General features: G+C 72.6%; 22 protein-coding genes and 1 pseudogene. 9 read left to right on the top strand and 14 right to left on the bottom strand.

The features are described from left to right. Positions 1–213 precede the first annotated feature (213 nt). Positions 214–1,461, top strand: a complete 1,248-nt coding sequence (gene serB, locus ACFVT2_RS06175) for a phosphoserine phosphatase SerB (protein WP_390012773.1) — start codon at positions 214–216, stop codon at positions 1,459–1,461. A 229-nt stretch (positions 1,462–1,690) separates the two neighbouring features. On the opposite strand, the gene ACFVT2_RS06180 is transcribed toward serB, so the two are convergent. The 4 genes from ACFVT2_RS06180 to ACFVT2_RS06195 form a co-directional block, all read right to left on the bottom strand. Further along, positions 1,691–2,209 (bottom strand): SixA phosphatase family protein, encoded by a 519-nt coding sequence (locus tag ACFVT2_RS06180; protein WP_390012775.1) that lies wholly within the window; start codon positions 2,207–2,209, stop codon positions 1,691–1,693. 113 nt (positions 2,210–2,322) lie between these two features. Beyond that, on the bottom strand, positions 2,323–2,598 hold the full coding sequence (locus tag ACFVT2_RS06185) for a hypothetical protein (protein ID WP_390012777.1): 276 nt from the start codon (positions 2,596–2,598) through the stop codon (positions 2,323–2,325). A 175-nt stretch (positions 2,599–2,773) separates the two neighbouring features. After that, on the bottom strand, positions 2,774–2,890 hold the full coding sequence (locus tag ACFVT2_RS06190; protein ID WP_390012779.1) for an SGM_5486 family transporter-associated protein: 117 nt from the start codon (positions 2,888–2,890) through the stop codon (positions 2,774–2,776). 131 nt (positions 2,891–3,021) lie between these two features. Next, positions 3,022–4,344: a CynX/NimT family MFS transporter gene (locus ACFVT2_RS06195; RefSeq protein WP_390012781.1), complete on the bottom strand. Its 1,323-nt coding sequence runs from the start codon at positions 4,342–4,344 to the stop codon at positions 3,022–3,024. Positions 4,345–4,498: 154 nt separating this feature from the next. On the opposite strand from ACFVT2_RS06195, the gene ACFVT2_RS06200 reads away from it, so the two are divergent. Beyond that, positions 4,499–5,176: a FadR/GntR family transcriptional regulator gene (locus ACFVT2_RS06200; protein WP_390012783.1), complete on the top strand. Its 678-nt coding sequence runs from the start codon at positions 4,499–4,501 to the stop codon at positions 5,174–5,176. A 181-nt stretch (positions 5,177–5,357) separates the two neighbouring features. Here ACFVT2_RS06200 and fabI read toward each other — a convergent pair whose 3' ends face one another. Together fabI and fabG are read right to left on the bottom strand one after the other, a co-directional pair. After that, a complete protein-coding gene (fabI, locus tag ACFVT2_RS06205) occupies positions 5,358–6,128 on the bottom strand; it encodes an enoyl-ACP reductase FabI (RefSeq protein ID WP_390012785.1) in 771 nt (256 codons plus the stop codon). Positions 6,129–6,133: 5 nt separating this feature from the next. Beyond that, positions 6,134–6,838 (bottom strand): 3-oxoacyl-[acyl-carrier-protein] reductase, encoded by a 705-nt coding sequence (gene fabG / locus ACFVT2_RS06210; RefSeq protein WP_390012787.1) that lies wholly within the window; start codon positions 6,836–6,838, stop codon positions 6,134–6,136. 162 nt (positions 6,839–7,000) lie between these two features. Between fabG and ACFVT2_RS06215 the strand changes: the two genes are divergently transcribed. The 5 genes from ACFVT2_RS06215 (at position 7,001) to ACFVT2_RS06235 (ending at position 12,717) form a co-directional block, all read left to right on the top strand. Continuing rightward, positions 7,001–8,530: a TldD/PmbA family protein gene (locus ACFVT2_RS06215; RefSeq protein ID WP_390012789.1), complete on the top strand. Its 1,530-nt coding sequence runs from the start codon at positions 7,001–7,003 to the stop codon at positions 8,528–8,530. A gap of 82 nt (positions 8,531–8,612) precedes the next feature. Further along, positions 8,613–10,040: a metallopeptidase TldD-related protein gene (locus ACFVT2_RS06220; protein ID WP_390012791.1), complete on the top strand. Its 1,428-nt coding sequence runs from the start codon at positions 8,613–8,615 to the stop codon at positions 10,038–10,040. Positions 10,041–10,210: 170 nt separating this feature from the next. After that, the gene (gene tyrS, locus ACFVT2_RS06225; protein WP_390012793.1) at positions 10,211–11,614 is read left to right on the top strand and encodes a tyrosine--tRNA ligase; all 1,404 of its coding nucleotides are present in this window, start codon (positions 10,211–10,213) and stop codon (positions 11,612–11,614) included. Positions 11,615–11,882: 268 nt separating this feature from the next. Beyond that, the gene (locus ACFVT2_RS06230) at positions 11,883–12,245 is read left to right on the top strand and encodes a DUF3099 domain-containing protein (RefSeq protein WP_390012795.1); all 363 of its coding nucleotides are present in this window, start codon (positions 11,883–11,885) and stop codon (positions 12,243–12,245) included. 229 nt (positions 12,246–12,474) lie between these two features. After that, complete coding sequence (locus tag ACFVT2_RS06235; RefSeq protein ID WP_390012797.1) at positions 12,475–12,717, top strand: hypothetical protein; 243 nt, start codon at positions 12,475–12,477, stop codon at positions 12,715–12,717. On the opposite strand, the gene moaA is transcribed toward ACFVT2_RS06235, so the two are convergent. The 3 genes and pseudogenes from moaA to ACFVT2_RS06250 all read right to left on the bottom strand — a co-directional run. Continuing rightward, positions 12,700–13,689, bottom strand: a complete 990-nt coding sequence (moaA, locus tag ACFVT2_RS06240; protein ID WP_390012799.1) for a GTP 3',8-cyclase MoaA — start codon at positions 13,687–13,689, stop codon at positions 12,700–12,702. The genes ACFVT2_RS06235 and moaA overlap by 18 nt on opposite strands. Positions 13,690–13,848: 159 nt before the next feature. Continuing rightward, positions 13,849–15,471 carry a cation acetate symporter gene (locus tag ACFVT2_RS06245; RefSeq protein ID WP_390012801.1) on the bottom strand — a complete coding sequence of 541 codons (1,623 nt, stop codon included), beginning with the start codon at positions 15,469–15,471 and terminating at the stop codon, positions 13,849–13,851. Between the two features lie 80 nt (positions 15,472–15,551). Then, positions 15,552–15,893: pseudogene (locus ACFVT2_RS06250) on the bottom strand (DUF485 domain-containing protein); the annotation flags it as partial. A gap of 185 nt (positions 15,894–16,078) precedes the next feature. Between ACFVT2_RS06250 and ACFVT2_RS06255 the strand changes: the two are divergent. Together ACFVT2_RS06255 and ACFVT2_RS06260 are read left to right on the top strand one after the other, a co-directional pair. After that, on the top strand, positions 16,079–16,288 hold the full coding sequence (locus ACFVT2_RS06255) for a hypothetical protein (protein WP_390012803.1): 210 nt from the start codon (positions 16,079–16,081) through the stop codon (positions 16,286–16,288). Positions 16,289–16,483: 195 nt separating this feature from the next. Then, positions 16,484–17,983, top strand: a complete 1,500-nt coding sequence (locus tag ACFVT2_RS06260) for a S8 family serine peptidase (protein ID WP_390012805.1) — start codon at positions 16,484–16,486, stop codon at positions 17,981–17,983. Between the two features lie 105 nt (positions 17,984–18,088). Here the strand turns inward: ACFVT2_RS06260 and ACFVT2_RS06265 are convergent, their stop codons facing one another. The 5 genes from ACFVT2_RS06265 to ACFVT2_RS06285 form a co-directional block, all read right to left on the bottom strand. Further along, positions 18,089–19,765, bottom strand: coding sequence for a TIGR03086 family metal-binding protein (locus ACFVT2_RS06265; RefSeq protein ID WP_390012807.1), 1,677 nt, complete (start codon positions 19,763–19,765; stop codon positions 18,089–18,091). A 33-nt stretch (positions 19,766–19,798) separates the two neighbouring features. Beyond that, positions 19,799–20,593 (bottom strand): lysoplasmalogenase, encoded by a 795-nt coding sequence (locus ACFVT2_RS06270; RefSeq protein WP_390012809.1) that lies wholly within the window; start codon positions 20,591–20,593, stop codon positions 19,799–19,801. After that, entirely contained in the window at positions 20,590–21,555 is a 966-nt protein-coding gene (locus tag ACFVT2_RS06275) for a sterol desaturase family protein (RefSeq protein WP_390012811.1), read from the bottom strand. The genes ACFVT2_RS06270 and ACFVT2_RS06275 overlap by 4 nt, the downstream gene beginning before the upstream one ends. Before the next feature lie 168 nt (positions 21,556–21,723). Next, positions 21,724–22,986, bottom strand: a complete 1,263-nt coding sequence (locus ACFVT2_RS06280; protein WP_390012813.1) for an amidohydrolase family protein — start codon at positions 22,984–22,986, stop codon at positions 21,724–21,726. After that, entirely contained in the window at positions 22,979–24,346 is a 1,368-nt protein-coding gene (locus ACFVT2_RS06285; protein ID WP_390012815.1) for an amidohydrolase family protein, read from the bottom strand. Before ACFVT2_RS06285 ends, ACFVT2_RS06280 begins: the two co-directional genes overlap by 8 nt. Positions 24,347–24,349: the final 3 nt, after the last annotated feature.

The raw sequence follows: 24,349 nt of genomic DNA on the forward strand, positions 1-24,349 counted from the left end.
AAACGCCATACCAAAAGGGGAGTTGGAGTGCCAGCCGGGTCCCCCGGACCGGTGCAACCGGGCGGACGCGGATACGAGTCCATAACGATCACGCCCGACCCCGGGACCCGGGCGTACGACCGGCCCGGTGGCGGCCCGGACCCCGGGGCGGCGGGGTCCGAACCCCGGACACCCGTACGGTCGCCGCCGCCCGCCGGTTACCGTAAAGGCACCATGAGCGCATCGCAGATCCCGCCTGCCGCCGCCGCACCAGGCGAAGACGAACCGACACTCCTCGTCAAGATCTTCGGAAAGGACCGGCCCGGCATCACCGCGGGCCTGTTCGACACCCTCGCCGCCTACGCCGTCGATGTCGTGGACATCGAGCAGGTGGTGACCCGAGGCCGCATCACCCTGTGCGTGCTGGTCACCGCCCCCTCCCCCGGTCAGGGCACCACCGGGTCCTCCGAAGGCGACCTCCGGGCCACCGTGCACAGCTGGGCCGAGTCGCTGAACCTCCAGGCCGAGATCATCTCCGGCCGCGGCGACAACCGTCCCCGCGGTGTCGGCCGGTCCCACGTCACCGTGCTGGGGCACCCGCTCACCGCGGAGTCGACGGCCGCGATCGCCGCGGCCATAACGGCCACGGGGGGCAACATCGACCGTATCTTCCGGCTCGCCAAGTATCCCGTCACGGCCGTCGAGTTCGCGGTCTCCGGCGCCGAGACCGAGGCGCTGCGCACCGTGCTGGCCCCGGAGGCCGCGAAGCTCGGGGTGGACGTCGCGGTGGTCGCGGCCGGGCTGCAGCGCCGGGCGCAGCGGCTGGTGGTGATGGACGTCGACTCCACGCTCATCCAGGACGAGGTCATCGAGCTGTTCGCGGCGCACGCCGGCTGCGAGGCCGAGGTCGCCGAGGTGACCGCCGCCGCGATGCGCGGTGAGCTGGACTTCGAGCAGTCGCTGCACGCCCGGGTCGAGCTGCTCCGCGGGCTGGACGCATCCGTGGTGGACCTGGTCCGCAAGGAGGTGCGGCTCACGCCGGGGGCCCGCACCCTGGTCCGGACCCTCAAGCTGCTCGGGTACCAAGTCGGCGTGGTCTCGGGCGGTTTCACCCAGGTCACCGACGCGCTCCAGGAGGAGCTGGGGCTGGACTTCGCCTCCGCCAACACCCTGGAGATCGTCGACGGCAAGCTCACCGGGCGGGTCACCGGCGACATCGTGGACCGGGCCGGCAAGGCCCGGCTGCTGCGACGGTTCGCCCACGAGGCCGGGGTGCCGCTGGTGCAGACCGTCGCGATCGGCGACGGCGCCAATGACCTGGACATGCTCAACGCGGCCGGGCTGGGCGTCGCCTTCAACGCCAAGCCGGTGGTCCGCGAGGCCGCGCACACCGCGGTCAACGTGCCCTTCCTGGACACCGTGCTCTATCTGCTGGGGGTCACCCGCGAAGAGGTCGAGGCGGCCGACACCCACGTGGAGTGAGCCGCGGGGCCGCCCGCCCGCGGCCCCGCGGGGCCGCGGCGGCCCGAGGGGCCATCGCCTCCGGTCCCGGTCCGGACAGCCGGAAGGCCCCGGTGCGCACACCGCGCACCGGGGCCTCTTCGTCGGTCACCCGCCGCCGCGGGCCGCTCACCGTCCGGGACGGGCGCCGCGGCGGCCGGTGCCCGGCCGGACCGGACCGGGCGCCGTCCCGCGGGGCGCCGCAGCGGCCTCAGGCGTGCGGAGACCAGAAGGCGACGAGCCGGCCGACGCCGTGCTCGACCGACTTCCAGCTGCCGTTGAAGGTCAGCACGGCCATCGCCGACGTCGGGAAGCCGCTGCGGTTCATCCGCGCCAGCAGGTCCCCCTCGGCCTCTCCCGCCAGGGCGTCGGCGAGGGCGTGCACCCCGGGGTTGTGCCCGACGACCATCACGTCGCTCACTTCGTCGGAGGTCTCGTTCAAGATCGCGATGAGCTCGCCGAGGGAAGCCTCGTACAGCCGCTCCTCGTAGACGGTCTTGGGTCGATGCGGGAGCTCGGAGACGACCAGCTTCCAGGTCTCGCGGGTACGGACGGCGGTCGAGCAGAGGGTCAGGTCGGGGGCGATCCCGGCACCGGCCAGCCAGCGGCCGGCGACCGGGGCATCCCTGCGGCCGCGATCGGTGAGCGGACGCTCATGGTCGCTCTCGTCCGACCATTCGGCCTTGGCGTGTCGGAGCAGGACAATCCGGCGGGGTGTATCGACGCTCATGCGTCCCAGCTTCGCATGAAACCCGCCGCCCGGCGCGGGGTGTTGAAGCGCTCCGCTCGGCCGGGTGACCCGCCCCCGGCCACCGCCTGGAGGCACCCCCGCACGGGCCCCGTTCACCCCCCGAGCCGGAGCACCCCGGCGAGGAACTCCAGCAGCGGCGCCAGGCTCTCCGGGGCCCGCGCCGCACCGGCCGCACTCGCCGCGCCGGGACTCGCCACCAGCAACAGCAGGACTATGAAGGAGACCACCGGCAGCGCCAATCCCCACCACGGCAGGGCCTTCCGCAGGCGCGGTGCCTGCACTGCGGACGGGCGGCTGAACGCGGCGGACATGGCGGGCTCCAGGAGGTGGCGCGGGAACGGCGCGACCGCGAACGGCGGCGTGCCCACCGCGGTTCCGCGGTGTGACGCTGACGCTACGGATCTCCGGCGGCCGTTCCTATCCGGGAAGCCACCCATTGATCCCTGAGACCGGCCCCCTAGGGGATCGGGGGACAACCCCACCCCGGGCCACGGCGACCGGACCACGGCGGCCGGGCCGAGCGCCCGCCCGCCCGCGGCCGGATCATGGCGCGGCGATGCTCGCGATGATCGCGACGACGACGGTCACCCCGAGCATCAGGCCCAGGACGAGCAGCAGCTTCTTCTGGCTGCCCTGCGGATTCGGTTCGAGCACTGGCATGCGCCCAGTGTCGCACCCGCCCGCCGCGCCGCTCCGGCCAGGGCCCGCGACCGGGTACGAGCGGCGCGCAACGCCGTCCGCGGAACCGCGTCCCAGGCGGCGGGCGGTCGCTCAGCCCGCGGCCGCCGCCGTCACCGCTCGTCCTCGATGCGGCGGTTCCGCCCCGCCAGCACGCCCACCGCGATCTGCGGCACCATCAGCCCGACCATCAGCGCGATCGGCAGCCCCCAGCCACCGCTGCGCTGGTAGAGCGTGCCGACCAGCAGCGGCCCGGGGATGGAGATCAGATAGCCGACGCTCTGCGCGAACGCGGAGAGCTTGACCACCCCGGCCGGGCTGGTGGCGCGCATCCCGATCATCGTCAGGGCAAGCGGGAAGGCGCAGTTGGAGACGCCCATCAGCAGCGCCCAGACCCAGGACCCGGCGGCCGGCGCCAACCACAGACCGGTGTAGCCGGCCAGCCCGCAGCTGCCCAGGACCACCACCAGCGGCCCCTGGTGCCGCATCCGGGCCGCCAGCCGCGGCAGGACGAAGGAGAGCGGCACGCCGACGGCCATGGTGGTGGCCAGCAGCACCCCCGCGGTGCCCGCCGAGACCCCGGCGTCGCGGAAGATCTGCGGCATCCACCCCATGGTGATGTAGGCGGCGGTCCCCTGGAGGCCGAAGAAGACGGCCAGCGCCCAGGCGGTCGGCGACGAGGTGATCCGTATGGGGGTTTCCCCGGAGCCGGACGTACCGCCGGCCGGTGCCGGTGCCGTCGCGGCCGGCCGCCGCAGCAGCACCACCAGCCACGGCAGCACCGCGAGCACGGCGAGCAGCGCCCACACGGCCAGCCCGGTGCGCCAACTGCCGCCCAGCGCAGCCGTCATGGGGACGGTGAGCGCCGCCGCCAGCGAGGTCCCCAGGGCCAGCGCCATCGAGTAGAGCCCGGTCATCGACCCGACCCGGTCGGGGAACCAGGTCTTGATGACCACCGGCAGCAGCACGTTGCTGACCGCGATACCGGCCAACGCCAGCGCGCTGCCGGCCAGGAAGCCGGGCGTACCACCGGCGTACGGGCGCACCACGACGCCCACCGCGATCGCGACCATCCCGGCGCAGACGATCGCGCCGGGCCCCCAGCGCCGGGCCAGCCGGGGCGCGGCGAAGCCGAAGACGGCGAAGCACAGGGCCGGCACGGAGGTCAGCAGGCCGGCGACGGTACCGCTCATGCCGAGCCCGTCGCGGACCTCCTTCAGGAGCGCGCCGAGGCTGGTGATCGCCGGCCGGAGGTTGAGCGCGGCGAGGACGAGACCGGCGATCACGATCCCCGACAGCCAGCGGGCGGCGGGCCCTTGGTCCGGGACCCGCTCGGGTGCGGCGGCGGACCGCGCCGCACCGGGGTCGGCGGGCGGGGCGGTGGGGGTCAGGGGCTCGGCGGCCGAGCCGAGGGTCGCGAGGTCTTCGTCTGCCATAAGGGACATCATAGAATCATGGGATGAATACTTGTCCAGCCGATGTCGGTAGCCTCAGCTCGCCCCCACGGCGCCACGGACTCCCACGGCCCGCCGCCGTCCACGCCGCTACCGCCCGCCCGGCCCACCGACCCCCGCACCCCGGAGCCCAGCCATGCCCCTGACCTCGCCCCGCCGGTCCGCGCTGGCCGACCAGGTGATCGCGCAGCTGCGCGCCCAGATCACGTCCGGCGACTGGCCGGTGGGGTCCCGCATCCCGACCGAACCGGAACTCGTCGAACAGCTCGGAGTGGCCCGCAACACCGTCCGCGAGGCCGTACGGGCACTGGCCCACAACGGCCTGCTCGACATCCGCCAGGGTTCGGGCACCTACGTGATCGCGACCAGCGAACTGGCCGGGGTGATGAACCGCCGGTTCGCCGACGCCGACCCCCGCCACGTCGCCGAACTCCGCTCCGCCCTGGAGGCCGAGGCCGCCCGGCTCGCCGCACACCGCCGCACCGCCCAGGACCTGCGCCAGCTCGACGCCCTGCTGGAGCGCCGCGAGCGGGCCTGGGGATCCGGCGCCGCGGAGGCGTTCGTGGAGGCCGACGCGACCCTGCACATGGCCGTGGTGGCGGCCTCCCACAACGACGTACTGGCCGCGCTCTACGCCGACCTCGGTGGCGTCCTGCGCAACTTCCTACGGGCCGACGTCGGCACCGTGCTGCGCCCCGAGGCCCACATGGACCACTCCCGCCTGGTCGAGGCGATCCGCGCCGGGGACGGCGAACGAGCCGCCGCCGAAGCCGGCGCCCACCCCTTCGGATGCCGACCGGGGACGGAGCCCTAGGGGCTCTAGGGGCGGTCGAACGGAACCCGTAGGGGGTGCGGAGGCCCCCTACGGGCCGCAACGGGGCGGAGGTGAGGGGTATTCCCGGCCGGGACGGCGGGCGTTCCCCCGTTCCCCGGGCGCGAACGCGCAACTGCCCGCCCCGGCGGACCGGGACGGGCAGCGTCGAGCGCGGTGGGCGTCAGGCGCCCATCATGTGCACACCACCGTCGACGTGCACGATCTCGCCCGTCGTCCGCGGGAAGAAGTCGGACAGCATGCCGACGACACCGCGGCCGGCCGGCTCCGGGTCGGCCAGGTCCCAGCCGATCGGGGCGCGGTGGTTCCACACGTCCGCCAGCTCCTCGAAGCCGGGGATGGACTTGGCGGCCATCGACTTGATCGGGCCGGCCGACACCAGGTTGCAGCGGACGCCCTTGGGGCCCAGGTCGCGCGCCAGGTAGCGGTTGGTGCTCTCCAGCGCCGCCTTGGCCACGCCCATCCAGTCGTACTTCGGCCAGGCGATCTGCGCGTCGAAGGTGAGGCCGACGATCGAGCCGCCGTGCTCCATCAACGGCAGGCAGGCCATCGCCAGCGACTTGTAGGAGTACGCCGAAACCTGCACGGCCGTCGAGACGTCCTCCCAGCCGGCCTCCAGGAAGTTGAAGGCGCCCTGCGGACCGAACGCGATGGAGTGCACGATGCCGTCGAGGCGGGCGTCCTCGCCCTGGTGCTCACGGACCTTTTCGGCCAAACCGTCCAGGTGCTCCTGGTTGGTCACGTCCAACTCGATGACCGGGGCTGGCTTGGGCAGCCGCTTGGCGATCCGCTCCACCAGGGAGAGCCGGCCGAAACCGGTGAGGATGACGTCGGCACCCTCGTTCTGGGCGACCTTGGCCGCCTGGAACGCGATCGACGACTCGGTCAGCACACCGGTGACCAGAATGCGCTTGCCTGCGAGGATTCCACTCATGCTGATCAGTGCCCCATGCCCAATCCGCCGTCGACAGGAATGACGGCTCCGGTGATGTACGCGGCCTCGTCGGAGGCCAGGAAGCGGACCGAGGCGGCGACCTCCTCGGGCTGCGCGTAACGCGCCAGCGGCACCTGCTTCACGATGTTCTCCCGCTGCTCGTCGCTGAGCGCCCGGGTCATGTCGGTGTCGACGAAACCGGGGGCGACGACGTTCACGGTGATGTTACGGCTGCCCAGCTCGCGGGCGAGCGAGCGGGAGAAGCCGACCAGTGCGGCCTTGGAGGCGGCGTAGTTCGACTGCCCCGGCGCGCCCATCAGGCCGACCACCGACGAGATCAGGACGATCCGGCCCTTGCGGGCCCGCAACATCGCCCGGTTGGCGCGCTTGACCACCCGGAACGTGCCGGTGAGGTTGGTGTCGAGGACCGTGCTGAAGTCCTCCTCGGACATCCGCATCAGCAGCTGGTCCCGCGTGATGCCGGCGTTGGCCACCAGCACCTCGACCGGACCCTGCTTCTCCTCGATCTCCTTGTACGCCCGCTCGACCTGCTCGGCGTCCGTGATGTCGCACTTCACGGCCAAAAATCCCGCCGGAGGCTCGCCCGAGCGGTAGGTGATGGCGACCTTGTCGCCTGCCTCGGCGAAGGCACGGGCAATGGCCAAGCCAATGCCGCGGTTGCCTCCGGTGACCAGAACCGAGCGGCTCAAGAGATCACCCTTTCCGTTTTCTGTCCGTCTTGCGTTCGGTACGAAACTATCGGTCGGGGAGCCCGTACGAGGAATCGAGCTCACACAGGGGCGCGCCCCCGTTCACTGTCGGGTCTCCACAGAAGCACGGCATGATGCATCCGCCGACTACGGGAGGATGCCGTGCCAGCCGCACCCCATGACCTTGACGAGACCTTCCTCGCGCTCCCCCTGCGCGCCCTGGCCGACGCCGCACTGGCGCGGGCCCGCGCACTGGGCGCGGAACACGCCGACTTCCGCCTGGAACGGGTGCGCAGCGCGATGTGGCGCCTGCGCGACGCCCGCACCTCGGCCACCTCCGACACCACCGACCTGGGCTACGCGGTACGCGTGGTGCACAACGGCGCCTGGGGCTTCGCCTCCGGCGTCGACCTGACCATGGACGCCGCCGCACGGGTGGCCGGCCAGGCCGTGGCGATGGCGAAGCTGTCCGCCAAAGTGGCCGAGACCGCCGGCACCGGGGAACGGGTGGAACTGGCCGAGGAGCCCGTACACCCGGACCGCACCTGGGTCTCCTCCTACGACATCAACCCCTTCGACGTCCCGGACGCGGAGAAGACCGGCCTGCTGGCCGAATGGAGCGCCCGGCTGCTGGCCGCACCGGGCGTGGCACACGTCGACGCGCACCTGCTGGCCACCCAGGAGAACAAGTTCTACGCGGACACCGCGGGCACCAGCACCACCCAGCAGCGGATCCGACTCCACCCGGAGCTCACCGCGGTCGCGGTGGACCCCGCCACCGGCGACTTCGAATCGATGCGCACCCTCGCACCACCGGTCGGCCGCGGCTGGGAGTACCTCACCGGCGGCTACGACTGGGACGGCGAACTGGCCCGGATCCCCGAGCACCTCGCCGGGAAACTCCGCGCCCCGAGCGTCGAGCCCGGCACCTACGACCTGGTGATCGACCCGTCCAACCTCTGGCTGACCATCCACGAGTCGATCGGACACGCCACCGAACTGGACCGGGCCCTGGGCTACGAGGCCGCCTACGCCGGCACCTCCTTCGCCACCTTCGACCAGCTCGGCACGCTCGGCTACGGCTCACCGCTGATGCACGTCACCGGCGACCGGACCGCCGAGCACGGACTCGCGACCATCGGCTACGACGACGAGGGCGTCGCCGCCCAGTCCTGGGACCTCGTCAAAGACGGGATCCTCACCGGCTACCAACTCGACCGCAGGATCGCGAAGCTGACCGGCTTCCCGCGCTCCAACGGATGCGCGTACGCGGACTCCCCCGGCCACGTGCCGGTCCAACGGATGGCCAACGTCTCGCTCCGCCCGGCGCCGGACGGCCCGTCGACGGAAGAGCTGATCTCCGGAGTGGAACGCGGTATCTACCTCGTCGGCGACCGCTCGTGGTCCATCGACATGCAGCGCTACAACTTCCAGTTCACCCAGCAACGGGCCTTCCTCATCCGGAACGGACGGCTGGCCGGGCAGCTGCGCGACGTCGCCTACCAGGCCACCACCACCGACTTCTGGGGATCGATGACCGCGGTCGGCGGCCCGCAGACCTACGTCCTGGGCGGCGCCTTCAACTGCGGCAAGGCCCAACCGGGCCAGATCGCGGCGGTCTCGCACGGCTGCCCCTCCGCCGTCTTCGAAGGCGTGAACATCCTCAACACGACGAAGGAGGCCGGGCATTGAACGCACAGCACCGATCCGGCCGGGGTTCCGGGGGGCGTCCCCCGGGCCGGCACAGTCTCAACACGACACAGGAGGCGGGGCGATGAGCCCGCGCGGTACGCGCAGCAACCGGCCGTACGAGATCGTCGAGCGGGCCCTGGAACTGTCCCGCGCCGACGGCTGTGCGGTCATCGCCGAGGAGCACTCCAGCGCCAATCTGCGCTGGGCCGGCAACGCCCTCACCACCAACGGCACCACCCGCGGCCGGACGCTCACCGTCGTCGCGACCGTGGACGGCGCCCAGGGCACCGCCTCCGGAGTGGTCTCGCGGTCGGCGGTCACCGCGCACGAGCTGGAGCCGCTGGTCCGGGCCGCGGAGGCGGCCGCCCGGGACGCCGGCCCGGCCGAGGACGCCCAGCCACTGGTCACCGACGGCACGCCGACCGCCGGCTTCACCGACGCCCCCGCCGAGACCTCCGCGGACGTCTTCGCCGCGTTCGCCCCGGCCCTCGGCGAGTCCTTCCGGCAGGCCCGGGCCGGCGGCCGCGAACTGTACGGCTTCGCCCAGCACACCGTCGTCTCGTCGTACCTGGGCACCTCCACCGGCCTACGGCTGCGCCACGACCAGCCCTCCGGGACGCTGGAGCTGAACGCCAAGTCCCCCGACCGCACCCGCTCGGCCTGGGCCGGCCGGGCCACCCGGGACTTCACCGACACCGACCCGCGCGCACTGGACGCCGCACTCGCCCGGCGGCTGGGCTGGGCCGAGCGCCGGGTCGACCTGCCCGCCGGCCGCTACGACACGCTGCTGCCGCCCAGCGCCGTCGCGGACCTGCTGGTCTACCAGCAGTGGTCGGCCACCGCCCGGGACGCCGCCGAGGGCCGTACGGTCTTCTCCCGGGCCGGCAACGGGGAGGGCGCCGCCCGGACCCGGGTCGGCGAACGGCTCTCCGACCTGCCGCTGACCCTGCGCAGCGACCCGACGGCCCCCGGGCTGGAGTGCGCCCCGTTCGTCCTCGCCCACACCTCCGGCGCGGACGCCTCGGTCTTCGACAACGGGCTGCCGTTGACCGCCACCGACTGGGTGCGCGACGGGGTGCTCAACCGGCTGGTGGCCACCCGGCACGGCGCCGCGCTCACCGGGCTGCCGGTGGCGCCGGCGGTCGACAACCTCCTGCTGGAGGGCGGCGGTTCGCGCACCCTCGACGACATGGTGGCGGCCGCGGGCCACGACGGCCCGGCGCTGCTGCTGACGTCCCTCTGGTACATCCGCGAGGTGGATCCGGCGACGCTGCTGCTGACCGGGCTCACCCGGGATGGTGTCTACCTGGTCGAGAACGGCGAGGTCACCGGCGAGGTCAACAACTTCCGGTTCAACGAGTCGCCGGTGGACCTGCTGGGCCGGGCCACGGAGGCCGGCCGCACCGAGCGGACGCTGTCGCGGGAGTGGGGCGACTACTTCCCGCGGACCGCGATGCCGCCGCTGCGGGTGCCGGACTTCAACATGAGCTCGGTCAGCCGGGGCGTGTGAGTGGGGGCGCCGCCCGGCCTCCGGGCGGCGCCCCCACCCGCGGCCGGAGCGGCGGCCGGGCCCGCGGGCACGGCGGCCGGGCCCGCGGATATCGCGGTGAGCGGCCCATCCCGGCCGAATAGACTGTCCCCTGTCCTCCCCTCGGGGAACCACGATCGATCAGGGACGCCATGACACGCCTCGGCGAATCCGTCGCCCGCGCCAGCGCACTGCTCTCCACCGACCTCTCCTCGGACGACACCGTCCGGGAGCTGCTCCAGGAGACCGGTGAGCGGCGCTATCTCGACCTGACGGACCTGTCGCCCAAGGAGCAGGCCGAGCTGATCGCGTCCCGCACGGTCGAGGTGCTGCCGGGCGTTGCCAAGCTGGCCGAGCGCATCGACGAGCGGCGGACGGCCGGCAAGGGCCTGCACATCAAGCTGGGCATCGACCCGACGGCGACCGATGTGCACCTCGGGCACGCGGTGCCGCTGATCATCCTGAGCCGGTTCCAGCGCCTCGGCCACGACGTCACGCTCATCATCGGCGACTTCACCGCCAAGATCGGCGACCCGTCGGGCCGTACGGCCGAGCGGCCGCCGCTGACCGACGACGACATCGCGCACAACCTCGCCACCTACCGCGAGCAGGTGCGCCCGTTCTTCGACTTCGAGAAGGTCAGCTTCCGGCAGAACAGCGAGTGGCTGGCGCCGTACACCTTCCCGGAGCTGCTGGGACTGCTCGCCCAGGTGCCGGCGTCGCAGCTGCTCCAGCGCGAGGACTTCCGCAACCGGCTGGCGGCCGGTTCCGGCCTGACCATGACCGAGCTGCTGTACCCGATCGCGCAGGGCCTGGACTCGGTGGCGCTGGAGTGCGACGTCGAGCTCGGCGGCTCCGACCAGCTGCTCAACCTCCAGATGGGTCGCAAGCTGATGGAGCTGCGCGGGCAGCGGCCGCAGCTGGTGGTGACCATGCCGCTGATCGAGGGCACGGACGGCAGCGGCGCCAAGATGTCCAAGTCCAAGGGCAATTACGTCGGGCTGGGCGCGCCCGCCGACGACGTCTTCGGCAAGATCATGTCGGTGCCGGACCGGCTGATGGAGCCGTACCTCAAGGCGTGGACCGAGTGGACCGACGACGAGATCGCACTCGCCCTGGGCCGGGTCGCCGAGCGGTCGGTGCACCCGATGGACCTCAAGAAGATCCTCGCGGGCGAGGTCGTGGCGGCGCTCTACGGGCTGGACGCGGCGATGGCGGCCCGGGCCGGTTTCGTGGCCCAGTTCTCCAAGAAGTCGTTCGCGGACGTGGAGTCGCTGCCGGTCGTGGACGCCGGGGAGCACGGGGACCTGCCGGTCGCGGCGGTGCTGACGACGGTGCTGGAGTTCACCCCGAGCGCCTCGGCGGCGCGGCGGCTGGCGAAGCAGAACGCGCTGCGGCTGGTGATCGAGGGCGAGTCCGGCCAGTCGACGGTGGTGCTCGCCGAGGCCGACGCGGTGCGCCCGCTCTCCGAGGTCCTGTCGGAGAAGCTGTCCGGTACGGAGGGCGTCGCGTACCTGAAGGCCGGTCGCAAACTGGCCCAGATCACCGGCCGTTAGGGCTCGTCCCGCGCCTGTGCCGCCGTAATGGCTGACGTTCCCCCGTCCACTCTCCTGTGGGCGGGGGGCCAGCCGGGCGGCCCCAGAACCCCCTGTCACCGGAAGCGCCCGCGCCGCGGGAGGCCACCGCACGGCTACGACGTTCGGGGTACCGGTCCGTACGCCAACGACGTGACCCGGTCTCGTAGCGCCGGGAAGGGCGGCGTACCGTGGGATCTGACCGGAATGCGGGGAGAATCCGGCGCGACGGAGCGGGTGGTGGAACGAGATGCGGAAGCAGAGCGGTGGAGTCGAAGCCTTCCGGATCACGGGAGCGCGCCAGGGACTGACCGAGGACGTACGGGGACGCCAGCGGCGGTACGTGATCTCGATGGCGGTGCGGACCGTGGCCGTGGTGCTCACGGCCGTGCTGTGGAACATCGAGCGACCGGTTGCCATTGCAACGCTCGTGATCGGGGTGGGGCTCCCCTACATCGCGGTGGTCATCGCCAACGCCGGTCGGGAGAACGTCCCTTCGCTGCCGTCGACGTTCGTCAAACCCGTGCGGCAGGCGCTGCCGTCGGGGCCCGCGGAACCCGTTGCGGAACGCCCGGCGGAGGAGTCTTCGCCCTCGCGTGAGGAGCGCGGCTGAGCTTCGCTGGGGCCGATCGCTCAGCAAAGCTCAAGAAAAGCTCAGATCAATCATGCGGTTCCGCTGCACCGCGCAGCATTCCCCGTGACATACTGCGTACGCGCTCCGCATCCCCCGTCGGAGCGACGGACCGACGCCGGGCGGCTCCCCCCGTGGCTGCCCGGCGTCGTCATGTCCGCAGGGGAGATGACCCCGGAGCGGGCGCGGGGACGGGACGTAGGGTTGAGGCGTGAACTCCCCGAACGATTCCCAGAACATCACCATCTGCTCGGCCAAGGGCTGCCGCGCCGACGCGGTGTGGGTGGTGGCCTGGAACAACCCGAAGTTGCACACGCCGGACCGGCGGAAGACCTGGCTGGCGTGCGACGAACACCGGGAGCAGCTGTCGCAGTTCCTCGCCGTGCGCGGGTTCCTCAAGGACGTGGTGACGCTGGCGGAATGGGAGCGGCTGCGGTCAGCCTCCGATAGCTGACATGGGGCGGTCGGGCTGGAGGAAGGTGGGGTCGTCGAGGCCGGATCCGGCCTTCTTGCCCCACATGGCCAGCTTCCAGAGGCGGGCTATCTCGGCGTCGGGGGCGCCGGAGCGCAGGGCGGCGCGCAGGTCCGTCTCCTCGGTGGCGAAGAGGCAGGTGCGAACCTGACCGTCGGCGGTGAGCCGGGTGCGGTCGCAGGCGAGGCAGAACGGGCGGGTCACCGAGGCGATGACGCCGACGCGGTGCGGGCCGCCATCGACGATCCAGCGCTCGGCGGGGGCGGAGCCGCGCTCGTCCTGGCCCTCGGGGGTGAGGGTGAAGCGGGTGCGCAGCGAGGTGAGGATGTCACCGGCGGTGATCATTCCGTCGCGCTTCCAGCCGTGTTGGGCGTCCAGCGGCATCTGCTCGATGAAGCGCAGCTCGTAGTCGTTCTCGACGGCCCAGGCGAGGAGGTCGGGGGCCTCGTCGTCGTTGAGGCCGGGCATCAGGACGGTGTTGACCTTGACGGGGGTGAGGCCGGCGGTGCGGGCGGCTTCGAGGCCGTGGAGGACGTCGGCGTGCCGCTTGCGGCGGGTCAGGGTCTGGAAGACGTCGGGCCGGAGGGTGTCGAGGGAGACGTTGACACGGTCCAGGCCGGCGTCGCGCAGGGCGGCGGCGGTGCGTGCCAGGCCGATGCCGTTGGTGGTCAGCGACATCCGGGGGCGGGGGGCGAGGGCGGCGACCCGCTCGACGATGCCGACCAGGCCGGGGCGGAGCAGTGGCTCGCCGCCGGTGAAGCGGACCTCCTCGATGCCGAGGTCGCGCACGGCGATGTCGATCAGCCGGACGATCTCGTCGTCGGTCAGCAGATCGGGCTTGGCGAGCCATTGCAGGCCCTCTTCGGGCATGCAGTACGTGCAACGCAGGTTGCACCGGTCGGTGAGCGAGACGCGCAGGTCGGTGGCCACACGGCCGTAGGTGTCGATGAGCACTGGGCCCCCTCCCCGAGAGTGTGGATCGGTCCGTCGATCAGTACGTCTTCGAGACTACGCGATGGGTCCGACACTGAGGAGGCGTGAGAAGCACGAGGTGGGCGGGGTGACGTCGTAGGTCTCTACGACGTCACCCCGCCCGTGTCCTGTAGGGACGGCTCAGTGTGCGCCGGTGCCGGTCAGGGAGCGGACCTCCAGTTCGGCGTACTTGGCGGCGTCCGGTGCTTCCCGGGAGAGGAGGGAGCCGAGCCAGCCGAGGAGGAAGCCCAGGGGGATGGAGATCAGGCCCGGGTTCTCCAGGGGGAACACCGCGAAGTCGGCGCCGGGGAACATCGAGGTCTCCTTGCCGGAGACGACGGGCGAGAAGAGGACCAGGAGGACGGAGGAGAGCAGGCCGCCGTAGATGGACCAGAGGGCGCCCTGGGTGGTGAAGCGCTTCCAGAAGAGGCTGTAGAGGAGGGTGGGGAGGTTGGCGGAGGCGGCGACCGCGAAGGCGAGCGCCACCAGGCCGGCGACGTTCAGGCTGCGGGCGAAGACGCCGAGGACGATGGCGACCGCGCCGATGCCGACGGTCGCCCAGCGGGCCGCACCGACCTCTTCCTTCTCGGTGGCCCGCCCCTTGCGGAGGACGTTGACGTAGAGGTCGTGGGCGAAGGAGGAGGACGAGGCGAGGGTGAGGCCGGCGACCACGGCGAGGATGGTGGCGAAGGCGACGGCGGAGATGACGGCGAGCAGGATGGCGCCGCCGGTGGAGCCCGCGCCGCCGCCGATCTCCTGGGCGAGCAGGGGGGCGGCGGTGTTGCCGGCCTTGTTGGAGGCGGTGATGGTGGCGGGCTTGAGGAGGGCGGCGGCGCCGAAGCCGAGGGCGAGGGTCATCAGGTAGAAGACGCCGATGATGCCGATCGCCCAGTTCACCGACTTCCGGGCGGCCTTGGCGGAGGGGACCGTGTAGAAGCGGATGAGGATGTGCGGCAGGCCGGCGGTGCCCAGGACGAGGGCGAGGCCGAGCGAGATGAAGTCGATCTTCGAGGTGGCGGTGGCGCCGTATTTGAGGCCGGGTTCGAGGAAGGCGGAGCCCTTGCCGCTGTTCTCGGCGGCGGCGCCGAGCAGCGCGGAGAGGTTGAAGTGGAACCTCCACGCCACCAGGAAGGTGATCAGCAGGGTGCCGGCGATCAGGAGGACGGCCTTGACCATCTGGACCCAGGTGGTGCCCTTCATGCCGCCGATGGTGACGTAGAGGATCATCACGATGCCGACGAGGACGACGACGAGGATCTTGCCCGCTTCGCTGGTGATGCCCAGGAGCAGGGTGACCAGGGCGCCGGCGCCGGCCATCTGCGCGAGCAGGTAGAAGATCGAAACGACGATGGTGGAGGTGCCGGCGGCGGTCCGGACCGGGCGTTGGCGCATCCGGTAGGCGAGGACGTCGCCCATCGTGAAGCGGCCGGAGTTGCGCAGGGGTTCGGCCACCAGGAGGAGCGCGACGAGCCAGGCGACGAGGAAGCCGATGGAGTAGAGGAAGCCGTCGTAGCCGAAGAGGGCGATGGCGCCGGCGATGCCGAGGAAGGACGCGGCGGACATGTAGTCGCCGGAGATGGCCAGGCCGTTCTGGAAGCCGCTGAACTGCCGTCCGGCGGCGTAGAAGTCGTCCGTGCCCTTGGTCTGCCGGCCGGCCCAGACGGTGAGGCCGAGGGTGGCGGCGACGAAGACCGCGAAGAGGGTGACGATCAGGGTGCGGTGGTCGCCGGCGCCGCCGGCGGCGAGGTGGTGGGGGAGGTTCATGCGCCGGCCTCCTGTACGCCGGTCGGCTCGGGGCCGTCTTCCGGGGCTGCGGCCTGTCGGGCTGTGGTCTGTTGGGCGGGGGCGGGGGCCTCCAGGCGGGCCTTGATGGCTTCGGCGCGGGGGTCGAGTCGGGCGGCGGCGTGCCGGGAGTACCACCAGGCGATCAGGAACGTGGTGGCGAACTGGGCGATGCCGAGCACGAAGGCGACGTTGAGGTGGCCCGCGACCTTGATGGCCATGAAGTCGCCGGCGTAGCTCGACAGCAGCACGTAGCCGAGGTACCAGAGGACGAAGGCGAGGGTGAGCGGGAAGGCGAACGAGCGGTGTGCGCGGCGGAGTTCGGCGAACTCCGGGCTCGACTGGACCTGGGGGTAGTCGGGCGGGTCGTGCTGTCCCGGGTCGGCGTTGGGTGCGGTGATCACGGGTCTCCTGACGCTCGGTGAGCTGGTGCGGGGCTGACGATAAGGCCCGGATAAGTGACGTGGATCACGCATCGTAGGGCCGCCGGACGCGATGCGACAGACGATGGATGGTTGAATTCCCGAAGAAATCGGGGGAATGGGTGCACCGGCCGCCACCGCCCGGGCGGCACTTCGTTGAGCCGGTCATGACTCCGCCGCCCCAGCAGGACCCGTCTCCGTACGCCCCGCGCCGGCGCCCGTACGGCAGTGTCCGGCTGTCCGCGCCGGTCTCCGTCGCCCCCGCGCGGCCGCGTCCCGGGGTGGGCGCCCGGCGCTGGTACGGTCCGCGGATCCCGCTGCCGCCGCTGAGCATGGGCACGCTGCGGCGGCGCGACGGAGCGGGGCGGCGGGACTGAGGGCGTCGCGGGCCCGACCTCACGCGAACCCCCATACCAGATACGACGCCTGACTTGCCGTCAATTTTCCGTGCCTGTGAGGTTTTCTCCGCGTTCCATTGCTGCGCGCCGGTGATCGCCGATAGCTTCACCTGTCATGCACCCGCCTGTGCGCACCCCGCGTACGGGCGGTCCGACGGATGAGGTGGAGTACCCATGGCACGTCCCCTTGCACATCGCCGGAACAGACGCATGCGGGCCCTGGCCGTACCGCTCGGGCTGGCACTGACGGCAACGACCGGGTTCCTCGGATCCCTCCCGGCCGCGGCCGGCGCCGCGCCGCCGGACAGTGGCCCGCTGCTGTCGTACGTCGTGAACACCGTCCCCGGTCACGCCACCGTCGACAAGGTCGAGCGGGCGATCGACCGGGCCGGCGGCAAGGTGATCACCGCCCATGAGCGGATAGGCGTGATCGTCGTCCATGCGGCCAACCCCCGGTTCGCCGCCACAATCCGGACGGTGCCGGGCGTGCAGTCGGCGGGCGCGACCCGCACCGCGCCGCTCAAGCTGTCCGGCACCGCCGACGTCGGCAAACCGCAGAAGGTCACCGCGGCCCAGCTCGCGGCGGCGGAGCGGACCGCGAAGGCCAAGGGCGAGGAGCCGCTGGAGCCGCTCCAGTGGGACATCCCCGCCATCAAGGCCGACCAGGCGGCGAAGGTGAACCCGGGCAGCCGCAAGGTGACCGTCGCGGTCATCGACACCGGTGTGGACGACACCCACCCGGACCTCGCACCGAATTTCTCCGCCCGGCAGTCCGCCAACTGCGTGGGCGGCGTGCCGAACACCTCGCCGGGGGCCTGGCGGCCCTACGACCCGGTCGAGGACGCCCACGGCACGCACGTGGCGGGCACCATCGCCGCGGCCCGGAACGGCATCGGGGTGACCGGCGTCGCGCCGGGCGTGAAGGTCTCCGCCATCAAGGTGAGCGAGCCCAAGACCAGCCTGTTCTACGCGGAGAGCGTGGTGTGCGCCTTCGTCTTCGCGGCCGACCACGGGGTCCAGGTCACCAACAACAGCTATTTCGTGGACCCGTGGATGTTCAACTGCAAGGACGACGCCGACCAGGCGGCCATCGTTGACGCGGTCGGCCGGGCGGCGAAGTACGCGCAGGACAAGGGCGTGGTCAACGTCGCGGCGGCGGGCAACGCCGACGCCGACCTCGCGGCCGACAAGCTCACCGACACCGGCAGCCCCAACGACTCCACGCCGGTCAGCCGCACCCTCAGCCCCAAGACCTGCTGGGACGTGCCGACCCAACTGCCCGGGACGGTGACGGTCGCGGCGACCGGTTCGCACCGCCTGAAGTCCGGCTACTCCAACTACGGCCTGGGGCAGATCGACGTGGCCGCGCCGGGCGGCGACTCCAAGCAGGTGCCCGAACTGCCGGCCAAGAACGGCAACATCCTCTCCACGATCCCCGGAGGCGACTGGGCCTTCTACGCCGGTACGTCCATGGCCTCCCCGCACGTCGCGGGCGTGGCGGCGCTCCTGAAGAGCGCGCACCCGAAGGCGAGCCCGCAGGAGATCCAGTGGCTGCTCAAGGAGCAGGCCGACAATCCCGGGTGCCCGGCGGGTGACGCCACCTGCACCGGCACCCCGCGCGTCAACAGCCACTTCGGCTACGGGATCGTCGATGCGCTGAGCGCGGTGAAGTAGCCGGCGGCGCGGCGGGCCGGGCGGGGCGCGGGCGGATGGTCGATCATCCGCCGGTGGCCCCGCCCGGCGCGGTACGCCGCCGCGTCCGTCACACCGCCCCGCGGGTCACACCGTGCGCCCCAGGTAGGCGGCGAGCCGGTCCGCCGCCGTGACGCCGGGTGGGGCGGGGCGCTCCGGGGCGAACGAGCCGCCTTCGGTGCGCGGCGCGGCCCCGTAGATCCGGTGCGCCGCCGCCAGGGTCTCCTCGGCGACCTCCGGGGCCAGGGCGGTCTGGGCACCGAGCGCACGCGCCAAGTCCCAGCCGTGCGCGAGGAGTTCGACCACCACCTGTTGGACGAGCAATGCGCCGGGTGCCTCGTAGGGGCCGAAGGCGCGCGTCAGCATGCCGCTGCTCCGGAAGGTGGCGAGCGCGGTGCGGGTGGCGTCCTCGAAGGCGGTGCGGGGGTCGTGGCCCAGGTGGTCGGCGGCGTGGTCGGTGCGCGGTGCCCCCTTCGCGATCGAGGTGACCATCAGGCTCTCCCACACGAGGTGGTCGAGCAGTTCCCGTACGGTCCATCCGGCGCACGGTGTGGGCCGGGCGAGGTCCGTCGGCCGCAGGTCCGCGACCAGCGCGCCGACGGCCCGGCCGACCCGCTCGTAGGCGTACAGCACCCGCTCCGGGTCGGTGGCGCCGAACGCGGTGCGGTCCACCTGGAGGGGGGTCAGGTGGGCGCGCAGGGCGGCGGCGGTCCAGGTGCCGGCGGTGCCCCAACGGGGCGGTGCGGGGCGGCCGGTGGCGGTGCACAGCAGCCGCCAGTAGTGCTCGACGAGGGGTTCGGTGGCGGCCTGGAGCTGTTCCAGCAGGCGGGTCCGGGCGGCCGGGCCGTCCTCGGTGGGCGGATCGGGGGTGCCCGACTGGGTGGGGAGCCAGGCGGCCACCAGTTCGGCGACGAGTGGGGCGGCGGCCGGTGAGTCCGGTGCGATGCCGTCGGCGACGGCGGCCTCGGCGCGGGTGTGCATCAGGGTGGCGACGCGCCGGGCGTCGGCTGCGAGGCCGGACGCGGACGCGGTGTCGGACGCGGTGTCGGACGCGGTGTCGGACGCGGTGTCGGACGCGGTGGCGCCGAGGGCGGGTGTCGCGGCGTGGCCCGCGTGGTCGGGGTGGTCTGTGTGGCCGGTGTGGTCGGCAGGGGGAGCCGTTCGGGCGCTGTAGGCGGCCAGGCGGCGCAGGGCGGCGCGGAGTTCGGGGTCGCGGACCAGGGCGGCCAGCTCGATCCAGGCGTGGAGTTGTTCGGGGGTGGGGTCGTCGGGGAGGTCGGGGGTGGCGGCCAGCAGGCCGTTGCGGTAGGCGGGGGCGGGCACGCCGTCCAGGGCGTCGTCGATGAAGTCGGCGACGATCCGGCGGCGTTCCTCGGTCGACAGGCGGGCGAGTCGGGTCATCTGCGGCAGTTCCTCTGCTGCGCTGCCCCGTGCGGCCACCGCGCGGAGGACCGCGCGCTGCGAGCGCAGCGCGGCGATCTGTGCGTCCAGGGCGTCCGCCGAGCGCTCCGCCGTGTCGGCGAGGGTGCGCTCGCGGTGCAGGACGGCGCGGATCGCGGCGGTACCGACGCCCAGGTCGCGCAGGCTGCGCACGATCTCCAGGCGGGCCGGTGCGTCCGGTCCGTAGCGGCGGTAGCCCGCGGGGGTGCGGGCGGCGGGCGGCAACAGGTCCTGGTCCGACCAGTTCCGGATCGTCTTGACGGAGACGCCGGTCAGGCGCGACAGCGCGCCGATCGACAGCAGTCCCGTGCCGTCCTCGTACATGCCCCCACCTTCGGGTCTCCCACGGGGGGAGACTCAAGGGGCACGGTACGCGACCGCCGGGCGGGGCACCGCGGACGCCGGGGACGCCGGGTCGTCCGGGCCGGTCGCGGCCGCCAACACCCCGATGGCGAGGGCCCATTGGGCCGATGTGTAGGTGAGCATGATCCAGAACTGTGGGGCGGGGAGCTGCGGCCACCGGGCGATGCCGCCGGCGATCAGGGAGTCGGAGAGCAGGAAGAGCAGCCCGCCGACCGCGGCCCAGGGGGCGGTCCAGAGCGCGCCGAACGCCATCACGGTGAGCAGCAGGCTGTATCCGGCGACGGGGATCCGCAGGTCGGCGGGGAGGTCGGGCCACAGCAGCAGCACGGTGGCGACCAGGGCGGCCGCGTACAGTCCGGCGGCTCCGACGGTGCGCGAGCGGCGCTCTCCGGTGCGAGCACCGGCCCCGCTGGAGCGGCTGAGGCCGCGCCTCCTTCGGCCGTGCCGGGCGAACAGCACCAGGTAGCAGACGTGTCCGGCGGCGAACGACCCCATGCCGACGAGGAACGCGGTGCCGCCGCCGATCTGGAGGAAGGTGTCGCCGCCGCAGCCGAACAGCAGCGCCACGACCAGGAGCGGCGGCCCGCCGCGGAGCAGGACGTGAGCGGCGAGCAGCGGCATCAGTACCGGTTTGGTGAGGCGGACGGCGGTGTCCGCCAGGGACGCGGGGCCGCTGCCGGGCGCGGCGCCGGCGTGCGCCACGAGGGCGGCGAGGTGGCCGACGGCCAGGACGGCGAAGACCAGGAGCAGGGCCCGTGCGGCGCGGGGCCGGGGCGCGAGCGGTCTCACGCGGCGGACTCCCCCACGGCGGGCCCGGCGGCCCCGGTCCGGTCCGTGGCCGAACGGCTGCCGGCCGGCGCACCGGCCTTCTCCGCCGTGGCGGCGTCGGCTGCGGCGGCCTCGGCGGCGGCGGCACGGACCCGGGCCGGCTGCCAGCCCGGGCCGCGGAACACCCGTCCGGCGCGCTCGCCCCAGCCGTCCGCGGCCCGGATGTCGCGGGCGATGGCGGCGTACTCGTGGGTGGCGACCCGCAGCGGGTTGAAGGAGCCGACGTTCTTGGTGAGGCCGTAGACGGGCCGTTCGGTCTCGGGGACGAACGAGCCGAACATCCGGTCCCAGACGATCAGGATCCCGCCGAAGTTGCGGTCCAGGTAGCCGCCCTGGGAGGCGTGGTGGACGCGGTGGTGGGAGGGGGTGTTGAACACGAACTCGACGGGGCGGGGCAGTTTGCCGATCCGCTCGGTGTGGACCCAGAACTGGTAGACGAGGTTGGCACCGGAGGTGAAGGCGATCACGGCCGGGTGCACGCCCAGCGCGATCATCGGCACGTAGAACGGCCAGACCGTCCAGGTCGTCCAGGGCTGCCGCAGTGCGGTGGTGAGGTTGAACTTCTTGCTGGAGTGGTGGACCACGTGGCAGGCCCACAGGACCCGGATGACGTGGTGGCCGCGGTGCGACCAGTAGTAGAAGAAGTCCTGGGCGAGCAGCATCAGGGGCAGCGTCCACCACAGGATGGGGATGCGCAGCGGGGTCAGCTCGTAGATCGCGGCGTAGATCGCCACGATCGGGATCTTCCACAGCGCGTCGAAGACCAGGCTGCCCAGCCCCATGGTGACGCTGGTGGCCGCGTCCTTCGCCTCGTACCCCTCGGCGTCGTCGTCGGGGTGCAGGCGGTAGCTCACCATCTCCACGACGGTGAGCAGGACGAAGGCGGGTACGGACCACAACACGACATCGGGCAGGTGCGGCATGCCCCGCACCATAAATGCGCCGACGGGCGTCCCGCTAGAGGTTGTTACTCAGAAGTATGTAAGACGCGGCGTCAGCTTCGGGGCGCGGGCGTACCGACGGTAGCCCCGGGTCCGGGCGGCGGTGGGTACCGGCGCCCGGACCGAGGACGTCCACCGGCGGTGGAGTGTTCACCACACCCGCACCGAAGCCCCCGTCGCGAAGGCCGGGCTGGTGGCGTCGGGAGGTGGTGTGGTGAGGGGTTCGGTGATTTCGGTGGTGGTGGGGCCGACCCGGGCGGCCACGGGGGCCAGGGCGGTGAGGTCGAAGCCGTAGACGCGGGCGGCGTTGCCGCCGGTCATGGCCGCGATCTCGGCGGGCGGGAGGCCGGCGTAGGCGGCGCGCAGGGCGTGCCGGGAGTAGGGGTGGGTGCCCTCGTCGTGGGGGTAGTCGCTGCCCCACATGATCTTGTCGAGGCCGATCCGGTCGCGCAGCGGGACCTCGTGGGGGCGCATGAAGCTGGCGCCGACGTAGCAGTTGGCGTGCCAGATCTCGGTGGGGGTGCGGTCCAGGGAGGCCGCCAGGCCGGCGCCGAAGCGGGATTCCGCGGTGTTGGCGCGAGCCCCGGCGGCGACCAGGCGGCCGTGGTAGTAGTCCAGCATGTCCAGGACGCCGGGGATCCAGCCGGAGCCCTGTTCGGTGAGGACGAGGGTCAGCTCCGGGTGGCGGGTGAAGACGCCTCCGAAGATGAGGTGCCACAGGGCGCGGTGGGAGAACCAGGTGGTCTCCACCATGAAGACGGCCCGGGCGGCGGGTTCGTCGCCGAGCGGCGGGGAGGCCGAGCCGCCGTGGTGGTTGACCGGGACGCCGAGGTCTGCGCAGACCGCCCAGAGGGGGTCGTAGAACGGGGAGTGGAGTTCCGGGAGGCCGGAGCCGGGTGGGGTGCCGGGGAGCATGATGCCGCCGGTGAGGCCGGCGTCCTTGGCCCGGCGGACCTCGCGGACCGCCTCGTCGACGTCGTTGAGGAGGATCTGGGCGACGCCCGCGCGGCGCCCGGGGGCCTCGGCGCAGAAGTCCGCGAGCCACCGGTTGTGGGCGCGCAGGCCGGCCCAGCGCAGCTCGAAATCGGTGCCGGTGGGTGCCGGTGCCATCAGGGACGCGCTGGGGAAGAACGGCGGGATGGTGTTGGGGAAGACGACCTCGGCGACGATGCCGTCGGCTTCCTGTTCGGCCAGCCGCCGGTCGGAGTTCCAGTTGCGGTCGGCGGTGTCGGCGAGCAGGTCCTCGTGCGGGTTGACGTAGGTGGCGGCCCAGGCGTCGAACTCCTCGTGGTACCGGGAGGGGAGGTAGGGCCGGTAGTCGAGGAGGTCGGCGCCGGCGTGGCAGTCGGCGGAGATGACGGTGTAGCGGGGCGCGTCGGTGGTCGCGCCCGGCACGGCGGTGGGCTCAGGCACGGGTCACCCCCACGTACGGGAAGTCGTGTCCGGTCAGCCAGTGGCGGCCGGTCTCGCGGGCGCGGCGCCAGGACTCCTCGACCGCGCTCTGGTCGGCGGGCTGGCCCAGTTCCGCCGGGGTGGGGCCGACGCGGCGGGCGTGCGGGGCGAGCCGGGCCGGGTCGAAGCCGAAGACCTCGGCGGCGGACGTGCCGAGGATGCGGCGGGTCTCGGCGACCGGGATGTCGTGGAAGGTGTTCGTCAGCCACTCCCGGGTGCGCGGCCAGGTGCCCTCCGGGTGCGGGAAGTCGCTGCCCCAGAGGATGTTGTCGACGCCGATCTCGTAGCGCTGGGCCAGTTCGCGGCGTTTGGTGTTGGTGGCGCAGACGAAGACGTTGCGGTCGAGGTACTCGTGCGGCGGGCGCCGCAGTCCGGCGAACGGGGAGAGCTTCTTGCCGCCGTGCGCGCCCAGGTAGAGGCGGTCCATGAACCACAGGAGGTTCGGCAGCCACCAGCAGCCGGACTCGGCGACGCCGAACCGCAGGCCGGGGTGGCGTTCGAAGACCCCGGACCAGAGCAGGAACCACAGCGGGCGGGCCGGCCACCAGGTCACCTCGCTGACGAAGATGCCGAGGTGGTCGCCGTACTCCTCGCGCGGTGCGGTGCCGGAGTGGGTGACGACCGGCATCCCGGCCTCGGCCGCGGCGGACCACACCTGGTCGTAACACCGGTCGTGGTAGGGGGCGTTGGTGCCCCACATGGCGGGGATCATCAGGGCGCCCAGGCCGTCGGCGCGGGCGCGGTGGATCTCGGCGACGACGGTGTCGGGGTCGGCGGTGACGGGTAACAGGGCGACGCCGCAGTGGCGTTCGGGGTCGGTGGCGCAGAACTCCGCGAGCCAGCGGTTGTGGGCCCGGGCCCCGGCCATGCCCAACTCCGGGTCCTGGTCGCCGGTCAGGCCGAGGCCGACGCCGAAGGGCGCGGCGGTCGAGCTGTCCACGGCGTCCGCGTCCGGGAAGACGACCTCGGCGGCCACCCCGTCGCCGTCGAGTTCCTTCGCCCGCTGCGCCGGGTCCCAGCCGCCGCGCAGCCCTTCCTCGTGGTCCTCGAACCACTGGGCGGCGAAGGTCTCGTTGCGGACGCCGAGCCGGGTCATGGCCGCGCGGCGGGCGTCCCGGCCGGCCAGGAAGTCGTCGAAGGCGCGGTGGAAGCGGCGCTCCAGATAGGGGCGGTACTCCTCGGTGGGCAGTCCGGCGTGGCAGTCGGAGGAGATGACCAGGTACGGGTCCTGGGGGCCGGGGTCCGGCGGTGGGCCGTCGTGCGGTGCGGGGTGCGGCGGTGCGGGGTGCGCTGCGGTGGTGTCCTGGTACGGGTCGCTCATGGC

The sequence above is a fragment of the Streptomyces sp. NPDC058000 genome, assembly GCF_042886435.1.
Classification (GTDB): Bacteria; Actinomycetota; Actinomycetes; order Streptomycetales; family Streptomycetaceae; genus Streptomyces.

Coding starts and splice junctions, on each gene's coding strand:
- ACFVT2_RS06180 (WP_390012775.1), bottom strand. CDS start 2,209: ATGAGCGTCGATACACCCCGCCGGATTGTCCTGCTCCGACACGCCAAG.
- ACFVT2_RS06255 (WP_390012803.1), top strand. CDS start 16,079: ATGACTCCGCCGCCCCAGCAGGACCCGTCTCCGTACGCCCCGCGCCGG.
- fabI (WP_390012785.1), bottom strand. CDS start 6,128: ATGAGTGGAATCCTCGCAGGCAAGCGCATTCTGGTCACCGGTGTGCTG.
- ACFVT2_RS06275 (WP_390012811.1), bottom strand. CDS start 21,555: ATGCCGCACCTGCCCGATGTCGTGTTGTGGTCCGTACCCGCCTTCGTC.
- ACFVT2_RS06220 (WP_390012791.1), top strand. CDS start 8,613: ATGAGCCCGCGCGGTACGCGCAGCAACCGGCCGTACGAGATCGTCGAG.
- ACFVT2_RS06230 (WP_390012795.1), top strand. CDS start 11,883: ATGCGGAAGCAGAGCGGTGGAGTCGAAGCCTTCCGGATCACGGGAGCG.
- ACFVT2_RS06195 (WP_390012781.1), bottom strand. CDS start 4,344: ATGGCAGACGAAGACCTCGCGACCCTCGGCTCGGCCGCCGAGCCCCTG.
- ACFVT2_RS06265 (WP_390012807.1), bottom strand. CDS start 19,765: ATGTACGAGGACGGCACGGGACTGCTGTCGATCGGCGCGCTGTCGCGC.
- ACFVT2_RS06200 (WP_390012783.1), top strand. CDS start 4,499: ATGCCCCTGACCTCGCCCCGCCGGTCCGCGCTGGCCGACCAGGTGATC.
- ACFVT2_RS06245 (WP_390012801.1), bottom strand. CDS start 15,471: ATGAACCTCCCCCACCACCTCGCCGCCGGCGGCGCCGGCGACCACCGC.
- ACFVT2_RS06285 (WP_390012815.1), bottom strand. CDS start 24,346: ATGAGCGACCCGTACCAGGACACCACCGCAGCGCACCCCGCACCGCCG.
- serB (WP_390012773.1), top strand. CDS start 214: ATGAGCGCATCGCAGATCCCGCCTGCCGCCGCCGCACCAGGCGAAGAC.
- ACFVT2_RS06190 (WP_390012779.1), bottom strand. CDS start 2,890: ATGCCAGTGCTCGAACCGAATCCGCAGGGCAGCCAGAAGAAGCTGCTG.
- tyrS (WP_390012793.1), top strand. CDS start 10,211: ATGACACGCCTCGGCGAATCCGTCGCCCGCGCCAGCGCACTGCTCTCC.
- ACFVT2_RS06260 (WP_390012805.1), top strand. CDS start 16,484: ATGGCACGTCCCCTTGCACATCGCCGGAACAGACGCATGCGGGCCCTG.